We start from the raw sequence: 14,218 nt of genomic DNA, 5'->3' as shown, positions 1-14,218 counted from the left end.
GGTAAAACTAGCCAATAGACGTTAATTTACGGCAATTTAGGAGGCTTTTATGCCAATTCGGTGACTTTCTTCACTTCTTTAACACCAATTCCAGTTTTTAGTTGAGTTTGAAATTGGTGTCGAGAGATGGTCGCTGGTTTGTGCAAAGGTCTCTAAAAATATAGACACTTTAAAAATATAGACACTTTGGTATTTTTTGAGGCACAAAAATTAGTTTTTTAAACAAAAATATAGCTATTTAAAGCTTGGCTGTTGTGTAACATCAAAGTATTTTTGACTGACCAACGCGATGCAAAAATTCCCAAAAAACTTGCCAAAACGGGCATTTTAATCACCCAAAATGCCCGCAAAACCGCCCCAATGTGCTATAATATTACACTTTTTTAACACACAAAAAATTCGTTAAAAACCACGAGGAGCGTGCATGGCAACCGATTCAATCAGCCCAATCGGCATTGTTGAGGAACTCAAACAATCCTACCTAGATTATGCCATGAGCGTGATTATCTCGCGCGCGCTGCCTGATGTCCGCGATGGGCTCAAACCTGTGCACCGCCGCGTGCTGTACGCCATGCACGAGCTGTCCAACGACTATAACAAGCCCTACAAAAAATCGGCGCGTGTGGTCGGTGATGTCATCGGTAAATACCATCCGCATGGCGACACGGCGGTGTATGACGCGATTGTACGCTTGGCGCAACCGTTTTCGATGCGTTATATGCTGATTGATGGGCAAGGTAACTTTGGCTCAGTGGATGACGACCCACCTGCCGCCATGCGATATACCGAAGTGCGTATGCAGCGTCTGACCCAACAAATGCTTGGCGATTTGGATAAAGACACCGTCGATTGGGAAGCCAACTACGATGGCTCAGAGCAAATGCCCAGCGTCTTGCCTGCGCGTATTCCCAATTTGTTGGTCAATGGCGCAACGGGGATTGCCGTGGGTATGGCTACCAACATGGCACCGCACAACTTGACTGAGGTGATTCACGCTTGCTTGGCCTACGCCGATGACCCGCACATCAGCAATGAAGGCTTGATGCAGCACATCAGCGGCCCTGACTTTCCGACGGGCGGTATTATCTATGGCCGCGCGGGTATTGTTGATGCCTACCGCACGGGCAAGGGGCGGCTGCATCTGCGTGGGCGTTATTACATTGAGCCGATGAGCGAGAGCGGCGCGAACAAAGATCGCGAGCGCATTGTGTTTACTGAAATTCCTTATCAAGTCAATAAAGCCAAACTGATTGAAAAAATCGCTGAACTGGTGCGCGATAAAAAACTTGAGGGCATCAGCGAGATTCGTGACGAATCCGACAAAGACGGGCTACGTATCGCCATTGACCTACGTCGTGGCGAGAATGCGGAGGTCATCGTCAATAATTTATTCATCCAAACGCCGCTAGAGTCAAGCTTTAGCATCAACATGGTCGCGCTTGACCAAGGGCAACCCAAGCTTATGACCTTGCGTGATTTGATTGCCGCGTTTGTCCGCCACCGTCAAGAGGTGGTCACACGGCGCACGGCCTTTGAGTTGGCAAAAGCGTTGGCGCGTGGGCATTTGCTTGAGGGGCTGAGCGTCGCGCTTGCCAATATCGATGCGATTATTGACACCATCAAAACCTCAGCCAACCGTCAGCAGGCGCGTGAGAATTTGCTGGCAAGCACGTGGCAGGCAGGGGGCGTGCTGGCGTTGTTAGCCGCAGCAGGTAGCGCGTCTGTGCGCCCTGATAGCATCGAAGGTGAAGACCCCGACGCGCCGTTTGGATTGGTCGCTGATAGCCAATATCGCTTATCGCCCGAGCAGGTCAATGCGATTTTGGACATGCAGCTACACCGCTTGACGGGGCTTGAACAAGAAAAACTGCAACAAGAATTTCAAGAAATTTTGGCTGTGATTGCTGAATTACAAGGCATCTTGGCGGATTTCACCAAGCTAATGGAGGTGATTAAAGCCGAGTTGCGTGACATCGTACAAAACTTTGGCGACGCGCGCAAAACCCAAATCGTTGATAGCCGCAGCGACTTTAGCCGCGCTGACTTAATCCCTGAGCAAACCGTCGTGCTGACGGTCTCGCGCACAGGCTATGCCAAGACCCAGCCAATTAGCGACTATGTGGCGCAAAAACGCGGCGGTAAGGGCAAATCTGCCACCGCCATGAAAGAAGATGATGTCATTGACCACATGGTGGTGACATCAACACACAACAACGTGATGATTTTTACCGATAGTGGGCGCGTGTTTAGTTTACAAGGGTTTGAAGTACCGCTTGCCAGTCGTGGCGCGCGTGGGCGACCTTTGGTGAACCTCATTCCCTTACAAACGGATGAGAATGTCACCGCGATTTTGCCACTATCTGACGTACAAGATGACCAGTTTGTGTTTTTTGCCACCGCCAATGGCACGGTCAAGCGCGTCGCTTTGGCAGAATTTGGGCATGGCAATATCCGCAAAAACGGCTTGATTGCATTAAGCCTAGACGATGGTGACAAGCTGGTCAGCGTTAAAATCACCAATGGCAGCCAACAGGTCATGCTATTTGCCGACAGCGGCAAGGCGATTCGGTTTCATGAGTCCGATGTCCGCGTGATGGGACGCACGGCGCGCGGTGTGCGCGGTATGCGTATTGATGACAGCGAGTCTATCATGTCATTGGTGGTGGTCGAGGCTGACACGCAAGAATTGTTGATTGCCTGTGAAAATGGCTTTGGCAAACGCACCGATGTGGGCGAATTTAATAGCCAAAATCGGGGCGGCGGCGGCGTGATAGCCATCAAAACCAGTGAGCGCAACGGCAAATTGGTGCGCGCTTTGCGTGTAGAAGTTGGCGATGATGTGATTTTGATTTCCAATAACGGCACATTGGTGCGCACGCCTGTTGCCCAAATTGCCCAAACGGGGCGCAACGCACAGGGCGTGACGCTGATTCGTTTGGGGCAAGATGAACGGTTGGTGTCGATGGCGCGTGTTGAGGGCAGTGATGATGAATTTGCCGATGACGCGCTAGCCGCTCACCAAGCGCACAACGCACAGGCTGCGACGGCGGATGGGGATTATGATTTGACCGACGCCATGCAAGAAGATGGCTTACTGGTAGATGAGCAGACAGCGACAAGCGATGAGCGTCTGCTGCCAGATGATGCCAATGACGCGCAGTAACCTGCTATGATTCACATGACCTTATCAACGCCAAGTCACCACTTTAAGCGGTTGCTGCAAGTCGATAAGATCCGCCATCCGCGTGATTTCGTCGGCTTGTCGCCTGCGTTTTGGCAGGCGCATGCGGGGCGTGTGTGCTTAGAGATTGGCGCAGGCAAGGGCAAGCACGCGTTGCAGTTTGCCGCCGCCTATCCCGATGCGGTGTTGATTGCCATTGAGCGCACGCAAGAAAAATTTACCGCGATGGCAAAGCTTGCGGCGCAGGCGGATTTGCCAAATTTGCAGGTGATTCATGCCGATGCGATTGCGTGGAGCGTGTTTGCGTTACCGCCAAATAGCCTAAGCAAAGTTTTTATCTTGTACCCAAACCCTGAGCCGCATAACCCCAACCAACGCTGGCTTAACATGCCGTTTTTTGAATTTTTGTTGTCGCGCGTGCAGACGGGTGGGCAAATCTTACTGGCTAGCAATGTCGCATCGTATATTGATGAGGCACAAGTCCAAGCGGTTAATGTCTGGCAGCTACCCACCACGCGCCATGTGATTGCCACCGACAGTCAGCGCACGCATTTTGAAATCAAATACTTGGCGCGCGGGCAGACGTGCTGGCAACTTGAGATGGTAAAGCCGCATGGCTATGTGACGCGGTTGGATGGGGTGAATTTTTCTGTTTGATGGTTGGCATGGGTTGATGGACGCACGCCAAAAGCAGCTTACCAAAACCATGCGCTTAAAACGGCTTAAAAACGCCATTCAGCGCGAATGACGTTTTTAAGACAAGCGGTGTGATGCTATGAGTCCGCCGTTACCTCAAGCGGGGTGGTTTGTGTGTCATCGGCACGCACCACATACGTTCGCGCGATTTTGTCATGCAGACTTTGGCGGTCAGTGTTGGTAAACATCATGACAAAATCGACAATCAGCGCAATCAGCCCAATTATTGACAAGGAATACACCACCCACGTCAGCACACTGCGCAAAATAATTAAGTTAAAAAAGTTTGGTATCGCGTTACTTTGGCGGTCAAGGATACGAATACCCACCAACATTTTGCCCAGTGTCTGCCCACGGCGCAGCAACAAAAACAGCTGGCTAAATACAATACCAATCAGCAAAATAGTCGATAACCACAAATATTGCTGTGGCAGCACCGACAACGCACCCATCATCAAGGTATTAAGCTCGCCATACACCTCGGCAAACGGCTTGCCCGATTCGGCAAGTTTGACGATTTGCGCGTAGTTCGGGCTTTTCATGATTTGTAACCACAAAATCAGATTGGGCAATGAAAACAAAATCAAGTCAATCAGCTTTGCCAACACGCGGCTACCAATCCCTGCCAACTCCAGCTGTTTGCGCGCGCCGCTAATGTCTTTGCCTGCTGGTTTGTTGTCTTTGGTCAAAATCAGCTTGGCATTTGTTTTGCCTGTGGTTTTGTTGTTGGCTGACGGCTGGTGTGGATTTTGGCTGTTGTAGCGACCCCACACGTCTGACGATTTTTTGTCTTGTGCGGCGTATTGGTCAGGTGTGTTATTGATAATATAGTCCGCGTCATCACTGGCAGGCGTGGCTGGGCTGCTCACCACCACACTGGGGCGGTAAAAATTTTGTCCGTTGGTCATCTCGCCAACGTATTGCCAATTTGCCATGCCTTCATGCCACATCAAGTCATCAAGCGCGACTTGTCCGCTTGATAGCATGTGGTTGAGCTGCTCTAAGGTATAAGGGCCGGCTTGCTCGTTGTTGCGCGCCAAAAAAATATACATAAACGCTGCGCTCCCCAAATCATCATGTAAGGTTTAACCTAAAATAATAACGCCAAGTGACGCTAAAGTCCACTTGGCGTTAGGTGCGTATCATATGAATAGCACGCTAGTTTTGGCAACGCTTAGGCGTTGTCACGGGATTCACCTGCTAGGAAGAACCATGTATCAAGCACTGAGTCGGGGTTTAATGATACTGAGGTAATGCCTTGCTGCATCAACCATTTGGCAAGGTCAGGATGGTCAGACGGGCCTTGGCCACAGATACCAACATATTTGCCTTGTGCGTTACATGCGTCAATCGCCATCTTAAGCAGTTTTTTCACCGCAGGGTCGCGCTCGTCAAACAACTGCGACACGATGCCTGAGTCACGGTCCAGCCCCAACGTCAGCTGCGTCAAGTCGTTTGAACCGATGGAGAAGCCGTCAAAGTGCTGCAAGAACTCTTCCGCCAGTAGGGCATTGGTTGGTAGCTCACACATCATGATGACGCGCAGGCCATTTTCACCGCGTTTTAGCCCGTTTTTCTCAAGCAATTCAAGCACTTTTGCCGCTTCATCGGTGGTGCGGACAAACGGAATCATGATTTCAACGTTGGTCAAGCCCATCTCATCGCGTACGCGTTTAAGCGCGCGGCACTCAAGCTCAAAGCAGTCGCGGAAGTTTTCTGACACGTAGCGGCTTGCACCACGGAAACCAAGCATGGGGTTTTCTTCGGCAGGCTCGTACAGCTTACCGCCGATGAGGTTGGCGTATTCGTTGGATTTAAAATCAGACATACGCACGATGACAGGCTGGTCTTTGAAGGCAACCGCCAGTGTGGCAATGCCTTCAACCAGTTTATCAACATAAAAATCCACAGGTGAAGCATAACCTGCCATACGCTCTTGAATGGCTTGTACGATTTCGCGTGGCAAGGTATTCATATTGAGCAAGGCTTTGGGGTGCACGCCAATCATGCGGTTGATGATAAACTCAAGACGCGCCAAGCCAACACCACGGTTAGGAATCTGGGCAAAGCTAAACGCGCGGTCAGGGTTGCCCACGTTCATCATGATTTTAAACGCCAGCTCTGGCATTGAGTCAATGGAGTTGTTTTGTACTTCAAAAGGCAAGATGCCATCATAGATGTAGCCCGTATCGCCTTCAGCACATGACACGGTGACTTCTTGCCCGTCGGTCAAAAGCTCGGTTGCGTTGCCGCAGCCAACAATCGCAGGCACGCCCAATTCACGCGCGATAATCGCCGCATGACAGGTACGTCCGCCGCGGTTGGTCACGATGGCGGCGGCGCGTTTCATGACGGGTTCCCAATCGGGGTCAGTCATGTCAGACACCAAAATGTCGCCTTCTTGTACGGCATCCATTTCATGAATAGATTTGACCACGCGCACGCGACCTGCGCCAATACGCTGCCCGATTGAGCGACCTTCACAAATAACTTCACCGCTTTCTTTTAGAATATAACGTTCCATCGTGTTGTGATTTTCACGGCTCTTGACGGTTTCAGGACGCGCTTGCACGATAAACAACTTGCCGCTGTCACCGTCTTTTGCCCACTCGATATCCATCGCGTGACCGTAATGTTTTTCGATGATCATGGCTTGTTTGGCAAGCTCAACCAGTTCATCATTGCTCAAACAAAATTGATTGCGTTCTACTTTTTCTACAGGTACGATTTTGGTTGATTTGCCGGCAGTGTGTTGGTCGGCATAGACCATTTTTTGTTGTTTGGTGCCCAAGTTGCGGCGGATGATAGCAGCCTTGCCAGCATTGAGTAGGCTTTTTGAGAGGTAGTATTCATCAGGATTGACCGCGCCTTGCACGACCATCTCGCCTAAACCATAGCTTGCGGTGATAAACACGACATCATCAAAGCCGCTTTCGGTATCGATGGTGAACATCACACCTGATGTACCCGTTTCTGAGCGCACCATGCGTTGGACGCCTGCTGACAATGCCACGCCAGCATGGTCAAAGCCTTTGTGCACACGGTAGGCAATCGCGCGGTCATTGTACAATGAGGCAAACACTTCTTTGATGGCGATCAAAATGTTATCAATACCGCGAATGTTCAAAAAGGTTTCTTGCTGGCCTGCAAATGACGCATCGGGCAAGTCCTCTGCGGTTGCCGACGAGCGCACCGCCACCGCGATTTCATCGCCGCCGCTCATCTCAGCGTAAGCGTCGCGGATGTCTTGTTCAAGGTCGGCAGGCAAGTCTTGCGCGATAATCATCTCGCGAATTGCTTGCCCCACACGCGCCAATTCTAGCACATCATTGACATCTAGGCCTTGTAGCGCGGCGCTGATTTTGTCGCTTAAGCCTGTGTCGTGCAAAAATTTGTTAAACGCATCCGCGGTGGTGGCAAAACCACCGGGCACGCTGACCCCTAAGTCTGTCAAATGGCTAATCATTTCGCCCAAAGACGCGTTTTTGCCGCCAACTTTGTCGATATCGTTTTTGCCGAGCTTGCTTAACGCGATAACTTGTCCACTCATAGTAGCTACTCCAATAATAACCTAGATAAATAAGGTTATTTCATGCCGATTATAAAGGTAACTCGATTATAAAACGTTTTTTGACAAAATACGATAGCTAAATGACAAATTTTGCCAAAATCGACAAATTTTTATTATTCAAGGGTCACCATGGGCAAAAACTTTAATAAAAACCTTAAAAAGTGGCGACTATAGGCGCACAACAACCCAATATGACTGACCAACGGGCAAAGATTAGTATAAACAGGCAAATTTGCGTATAATACCGACAACTGTAACAAGGATATAAATGGCTAAGCGTGTGGCGCGTTTGACTGGCATCGCCAAACGCTATTATTAATGATTGGGGCACAGTTGCCCCTGATGGGTTGCTCAGATTATGCAAATCACTTCATCGCCCAACAAAACCATCCAAAATAAAGACGCGCTGGGCGGGCATGATGCCCACGCCATGCGCAGCGTATTTTTTATTTCTGATGGTACGGCGATTACCTCCGAGACGTTGGGACGCTCGATTCTAAGCCGTTTTGCCAGCGTACCGTTTGAAACCTTCGTCATCCCGTATGTTGATACGCTTGAGCGCGCTGACGATGCGGTCAATCAAATCAACATGGCGCACCAACGCTATGGTTATCGCCCATTGGTGTTTGATACCATTGTTGATCCCGTCATCCGTGAGCGGATCAACGCGGCAGAGGCGTTTAACCTTGATATCTATGAAGGATTGGTTGGCAAAATCGCCGAAGAGATACAAGTTGAGCCGTCAGAGAGCATCGGCACGTTTCATGGCGATGTTGATTCAGACAGCTACAAGGCGCGTATTGATGCGGTGCATTTTGCCTTAGACAATGATGATGGCGCGCGCACGACCCATTATGATGCGGCGGATATTATTTTAATTGGCGTATCGCGCTCAGGCAAAACGCCAACGTCGCTGTATTTGGCACTGCAATTTGGCATTCGCGCGGCAAATTATCCTTTGACCGAGGACGATTTGTTTGAAAATAGCTTACCTAAGGCATTGCGCCCGTTCAAAGACAAGCTATTTGGCTTGGTCATCGACACCGACCGCTTGGTAAAAATCCGCAACGAACGCCGCGCAGGTAGCCGCTATGCCAGCTATCAGCAATGCCAGCAAGAACTGCGCGCCATCCAAGGCATTTATATTTCGCAAGGCATTCCAAACATTGATGTATCAACGATGTCAATTGAGGAGATTGCCACCCGAATTTTGCAAATAACAGGATTAAAGCGGCGGATTGGTTGAGATGATTGTTAAAATTGTTTGGCAAGATTGGGTTAGGCAAACGCGCAAGCCAAGCGGTGTTGGCAATACCCGATTACACCAACAATTGCTTGGCGTATTTAACGTATGATTAATAAATGGTTGATAGTATTGGGCAAACCTGATGGCTTAGATCACGCACAGGTTTGATGTTTATTTAACAATAACTTTAAAAAATCGAGGAATCATCATGGCAAAACGTCCCAACAGCAAAAACGACAACGCCGCGCCACCTGAAGATATCACCCAAACTGAGACCTACGAGCTCAATACCGACAGCGTGTTAGACAGTGTACCTACCAGCGAGCCTGCCACCGCGCCCAAAACCATCAGCGAGTCGGGCAAAAAGGCAAATACTGACAGCATCGGTCATGAGGATGATAAAGCAAAAGCGTTTGATGATGCCGTGCATTTTGATTTAATCAGCCCCCTTGATAGCACACGCATCAATATCAAACGCTTTAGTGCCAAAAAAAATGCGCACAAATATGACTACGATGCTGTGGTAATTGGCGCAGGGCCAGCAGGCGAGGCTGCTGCGATGAAAATCGCCAAAAGTGGGCTAAAAGTTGCGGTGATTGACCCACGCAAGCAAGTCGGCGGTAACTGTACCCACGTGGGCACAATTCCCAGTAAAGCGCTGCGTCAGTCGGTGTTTAATATCATCAGCAACCGCCGTGACCCGATTTTAAACCAAGGCATTGATTATCATTTAATTCCACTAAACAAAGTGCTTTCTAAAGCGCGTGAAGTGGTGCGTAACCAAGTCGATACCCACACGCGGTTTTATGAGCGTAACCAGGTTGATTTGATTCACGGCTGGGCAAGTTTTAAAGACCGTCACACGATTCAAGTTGCGCTATCGGATGGTGCGGAGCAGGAGGTGACCTTTGAAAAGGCCATTATCACCGTGGGTAGCCGTCCGTACCGTCCCGATTTTATCGATTTTGACCACCCCCGTGTGTTTGATTCGGACAAAATCTTGCAGATGGATTATGTCGTTCAGCGTATCGTCATCTATGGCGCAGGCGTGATTGGCTGTGAATACGCGTCGATTTTCACGGGTCTTGGCTATAAGGTTGATCTAATCAATACCCAAGGCCAGCTATTAAACTATTTGGATGCCGAGATTTCGGACGCGCTGTCGCATGACTTTCGCCAATTTGGGGTGTTGATTCGCAACAATGAAGAAATCGACCGCCTAGAAACCTATGACGATTGCGTGATTTTGTACCTCAAAAGCGGTAAGCGCATCAAATCCGACGCGCTGCTATGGTGCAACGGACGCTCTGCCAATACCGACAGCCTAAACCTTGCCGCGATTGGGCTTGAGCCGATACGACGCGGCCAGCTTAAGGTCAATGAGTTTTACCAAACCAGTGTTGAGAACATTTATGCCGCAGGCGATGTCATCGGTTGGCCGTCATTGGCATCAGCGGCGTATGACCAAGGACGCTGCGCTGCCGCCTATATGGTTGGCGATGAAAACGCGCGCCCCGTGCAAAGCGTGCCGACGGGAATTTATACCATTCCTGAAATTTCAAGCATCGGCAAAACCGAGCAGCAGCTGACCGAAGAAAAAGTGCCGTATGAAGTCGGGCAGGCATTTTTTAAACACTTGGCGCGCGCGCAAATCATCGGTGAGCGCAGCGGCGTGTTAAAAATCTTGTTCCACCGTGAGACGTTGGAGATTTTGGGCATCCACTGCTACGGCAATCACGCCTCAGAGATTATTCACATCGGGCAGGCGGTGATGGAGAGCAAAGGCGGTAACACGTTGGAGTATTTTATCAACACGACCTTTAACTACCCGACGATGGCAGAGGCGTATCGCGTGGCAGCGTTGAATGGGTTAAATCGGGTGTTTTAAGTGGCACAGCAAAGAACGATAAACCTTGCGCCAACGTTTGGCGCGTTGCAGCCGCAGCTAAGCGCCGCGTGTCAGCAGTTGGGGCTTTTACTGACCGATGACCAGCAGCAGCAGTTGTTGTACTATTTGCAGCAGCTGCTGGTGTGGAACAAGGCGTTTAATCTGACCGCGATTAAAGACCCGCACGAGGCACTGGTGAAGCATATCTTTGATAGTCTGACCATCGTGCCGCAGGTCAATGCCGTCCATCAAGCGGCAGCGCGTGCCAAAACCGCGCAAACCTTGCTGGATGTTGGCACAGGGGCGGGCTTGCCCGCGGCGGTGATTGCCATCGCGTTGCCCACCTTGCAGGTGACCGCACTAGATAGCAATGGCAAAAAAGTGCGCTTTATCAAACAGATGGTTGGTGAGTTGGGTTTGACCAATTTACAGCCGATTGCCGAGCGCATCGAGACGCACACGGGGCAATATGCCATGATAACGTCGCGCGCGTTTGCCTCATTACCCGATTTTGTCAGCCAAACGCGGCATTGTTTGGCGGATAATGGCACGCTACTGGCAATGAAGGGCGTATTACCCACCGAGGAGATCGCGCAATTTATGGCGACTTGGCAGGTGCAAACATGGCCACTGACCGTGCCACAGCTTCATGAGACGCGGCATTTGGTGCAGCTGGCGCGATTAAACCCCTAAACATTGCCATAGTCAGATAAGTTGCCACATTCAGTTAGACAGTTGAGAAATAAAACATGGATATTTTAGCAGTTGCCAACCAAAAAGGCGGGGTTGGCAAAACCACCACCGCCGTCAATTTGGCAAGCGCATTGGCAAATAAAGGCAAGCGCGTGCTGCTGATTGATTTGGACGCGCAGGGCAACGCCACCACCGCATCAGGGTTGGATAAACGCACGTTGGATTATAGCGTCGCCGATGTGCTGCTGGATGCCATGCCCATACGTGAGGCGATTGTGGCAAGTGAATTTGGTTATGATGTATTGGGTGCGAACAGTGATTTGTCGGGCATTGATTTGGCGTTGAGCCAACAGCCAAACAACCACGCGATTTTGACCCAAGCCATGCAGGCACTGCGCGCGCCCAATCAAGCGGCGGCGTATGATTTTGTGATTATCGATTGCGCGCCAAGCCTTAGTCTTTTGACCATCAACGCCATGTGCGCCACACGCGGCGTGATTATCCCCATGCAGTGCGAGTACTTTGCGCTAGAAGGTTTGGCGGATTTGTCGCGTACCATCGAGCGGCTAACCGCGCTAAATCCAAACCTACACATTCGCGGTGTGCTGCGTACCTTGTTTGACCCGCGCAACACCCTGTCAAATGATGTCTCAAACGAGCTGGCAGCGCATTTTGGCGACACCTTGTTTACCACCGTCATTCCGCGCAATGTACGCCTTGCCGAAGCCCCTGCGCACGGCTTACCGATTGACCAATACGAACCAAGCTCTAAAGGAGCAAAGGCTTATCAAAAACTTGCCGATGAAGTGATTGCCCAAAGCCGCCAGCGACAGCCGATTTAGTCGGTAAAAAAGGTTGTGTTGCGTGGCTGAACTGATTAAGATAGCGGGTTTAAGTGATTGCTTAGGGTGTTTTGGTGATGCCGCAGCCAAAACGCGCATGGGCGCGGCAGACGGTACAAAAGGATTGGGGTAATGGCAAAAAAACGCGGGCTTGCGTCAAATCGGGGATTGGACGCGCTGCTAGGTTCAATTAAAACCGAAAAGCTGATTGCAGGCAATTTGGCAGCCAGCCCGATTGTCACGCCCGATGCTACTCCCCATACCGCGCCTTTAGCCGAGCTATTGGCAACGCCCGAGGTGACCGACACCAACGCCAATATCCCCCAAAACGTGGCTGAGCATCCAACCGCTGCCAGCCTAAACAGCCAAATCCAAGCCGCTGACTTTTCTCAGTATTTACAAGCGTTAGACGCGCAAGGATCGCCGCCTAAACTTGAAAAGACCCAATCCACCAAGCCAACAACCGCCAAACCCACCACCAATACAGCGAGCGCTATGCCGTCTGCTGATACCGCACCCATCACAGACAGCCAAACCGATAGCACGATTAATCTGCTGCATATCGGCGTTGAGCGGTTGCAGCGCGGCAAATACCAGCCGCGACTTGACTTGGGCGAAGATGCCTTGCAAGAGTTGGCAACCTCCATCCGCCAACACGGCGTGATGCAGCCGATTGTCATTCGGCCATTGGTGAAGCCCGAGCCTGATTCACCTGTGACCCATGAAATCATCGCAGGCGAGCGGCGTTGGCGCGCGGCACAAATCGCAGGCTTAAGCCACATTCCTGCCATTGTGCGCCCAATTTCTGATGATTTGGCGATTGCCTTGGCGTTGATTGAAAACATTCAGCGTGAGGACTTGTCGGTCATGGAGCAGGCTGTCGCGCTGCAACGTTTTCATGATGAATTTGGCATGAGCCATGCCCAAATTGCCGATGTGGTCGGCAAGGCGCGTACCACAGTGTCCAATCTGCTGCGCCTCAATCAGCTACACACAGAGGTCAAAACCTTGCTCAATGAAGGGCAGCTAGACATGGGGCACGCGCGTGCATTACTGGCAATTTCTGCCGAGCAGCAGCCGCAAATCGCCAAAAAAATCGCCAATGAACAATTGACGGTACGCCAAACCGAACAGCTGATTAAACAAATACTTGACCCCAAGGCCAATCCGCCCAAGTCGCAACCACTGGATTTTGAACGCTTACGGCTAAATCAGCAGTTGTCTGAGCGTCTAGGCGCGGTGGTCAAGGTCAAAGGCTCATCAGCAGGTAAGGGCAGTATCGAGATTTTTTTTCACAATGCCGATGAATTGCAAGCGCTGCTCAATCAGCTGCAACCTGCAGGGTAATCAATGACTAAGTGATAACGCTTAGGCTGGTATATTTTTTGGTTAATCATTGAGGGTTAGGGCAAAAGTAGCATTATGTGGGAGTTGATTCGCGCAGGCGGTTGGTTGATGGCACCGATTGTGGTGTGTTCGATTTTGATGCTGATTGTCATCATCGAACGCGCCTTAAAGCTCAACCCTTCAGTCGTGACACCTGCGCATTTGCGTGAACAGCTGTTGGCGCGGCTTATTGAGCAAGGCGATATTTCGCGTGAGAATTTAGCCAATGTGCAAGCCAATTCACCTTTGGGTGATATTTTAGCCACAGGGTTGCTACATCGGCGTTATGGTGTGGAGTCAATGACGCTACACATGCAAAATCGCGCCAGTGTGCAAATTCATGCACTAGAGCAGCACATCAATTTGCTGGGGACGATTGGTGCGATTGCGCCGCTTTTGGGGCTGTTGGGTACGGTGGTTGGTATCATCAGCTCGTTTTTGGCATTGACCGAGGGTGCGGCCCAAGACCCGACGATGTTGGCGGCAGGCATTTCACAGGCGTTGATTACCACAGCAGGCGGTATGATGGTGGCAATTCCTGCGGTGATTGCGTATCGGTATTTTCAGCGGCGCGTGGTGGATATCAGCGTGCGCTTTGAGCAAGAAGCAGGCTTGCTGCTACAGACGTTGGCAGAGCATGGCTTGTTGCCTGTTTCGGTCAATGCAGTGCCCACCGCTGCGCCTGCGGTCGTGGCAAGCGCACAGGAGGCATAAG

General features: G+C 50.7%; 10 protein-coding genes. 8 read left to right on the top strand and 2 right to left on the bottom strand.

Annotation, left to right across the window (positions count from 1 at the left end):
- The first annotated feature begins 424 nt into the window (after positions 1-424).
- Positions 425-3,163, top strand: a complete 2,739-nt coding sequence (gyrA, locus tag AC5L4R_RS06700; protein ID WP_494473144.1) for a DNA gyrase subunit A — start codon at positions 425-427, stop codon at positions 3,161-3,163.
- Positions 3,164-3,178: 15 nt separating this feature from the next.
- Positions 3,179-3,838, top strand: a complete 660-nt coding sequence (trmB, locus tag AC5L4R_RS06695; protein ID WP_494473143.1) for a tRNA (guanine(46)-N(7))-methyltransferase TrmB — start codon at positions 3,179-3,181, stop codon at positions 3,836-3,838.
- Between the two features lie 116 nt (positions 3,839-3,954).
- Here the strand turns inward: trmB and AC5L4R_RS06690 are convergent, their stop codons facing one another.
- Together AC5L4R_RS06690 and ppsA are read right to left on the bottom strand one after the other, a co-directional pair.
- On the bottom strand, positions 3,955-4,929 hold the full coding sequence (locus tag AC5L4R_RS06690) for an RDD family protein (RefSeq protein WP_494473142.1): 975 nt from the start codon (positions 4,927-4,929) through the stop codon (positions 3,955-3,957).
- 122 nt (positions 4,930-5,051) lie between these two features.
- Entirely contained in the window at positions 5,052-7,427 is a 2,376-nt protein-coding gene (gene ppsA, locus AC5L4R_RS06685; RefSeq protein WP_494473141.1) for a phosphoenolpyruvate synthase, read from the bottom strand.
- Positions 7,428-7,878: 451 nt separating this feature from the next.
- Here ppsA and ppsR point away from each other — a divergent pair, with 451 nt between their 5' ends.
- From ppsR to AC5L4R_RS06655, 6 genes are all read left to right on the top strand, one after another.
- The gene (gene ppsR, locus AC5L4R_RS06680; protein ID WP_494473149.1) at positions 7,879-8,694 is read left to right on the top strand and encodes a posphoenolpyruvate synthetase regulatory kinase/phosphorylase PpsR; all 816 of its coding nucleotides are present in this window, start codon (positions 7,879-7,881) and stop codon (positions 8,692-8,694) included.
- Between the two features lie 208 nt (positions 8,695-8,902).
- Complete coding sequence (gene sthA, locus AC5L4R_RS06675) at positions 8,903-10,582, top strand: Si-specific NAD(P)(+) transhydrogenase (protein ID WP_494473140.1); 1,680 nt, start codon at positions 8,903-8,905, stop codon at positions 10,580-10,582.
- Positions 10,583-11,275 (top strand): 16S rRNA (guanine(527)-N(7))-methyltransferase RsmG, encoded by a 693-nt coding sequence (gene rsmG, locus AC5L4R_RS06670; RefSeq protein WP_494473139.1) that lies wholly within the window; start codon positions 10,583-10,585, stop codon positions 11,273-11,275.
- Positions 11,276-11,331: 56 nt separating this feature from the next.
- Positions 11,332-12,117, top strand: a complete 786-nt coding sequence (locus AC5L4R_RS06665) for a ParA family protein (protein ID WP_494473138.1) — start codon at positions 11,332-11,334, stop codon at positions 12,115-12,117.
- 132 nt (positions 12,118-12,249) lie between these two features.
- On the top strand, positions 12,250-13,464 hold the full coding sequence (locus AC5L4R_RS06660; RefSeq protein WP_494473137.1) for a ParB/RepB/Spo0J family partition protein: 1,215 nt from the start codon (positions 12,250-12,252) through the stop codon (positions 13,462-13,464).
- A 75-nt stretch (positions 13,465-13,539) separates the two neighbouring features.
- A complete protein-coding gene (locus AC5L4R_RS06655; RefSeq protein WP_494473136.1) occupies positions 13,540-14,217 on the top strand; it encodes a MotA/TolQ/ExbB proton channel family protein in 678 nt (225 codons plus the stop codon).
- The last annotated feature ends 1 nt before the right edge of the window (position 14,218 follow it).

Source organism: Faucicola sp. SE7633 (genome assembly GCF_059264685.1).
The sequence above is the reverse complement of the archived record's forward strand: the minus strand, read 5'-3'. Positions and strand labels throughout refer to the sequence as shown.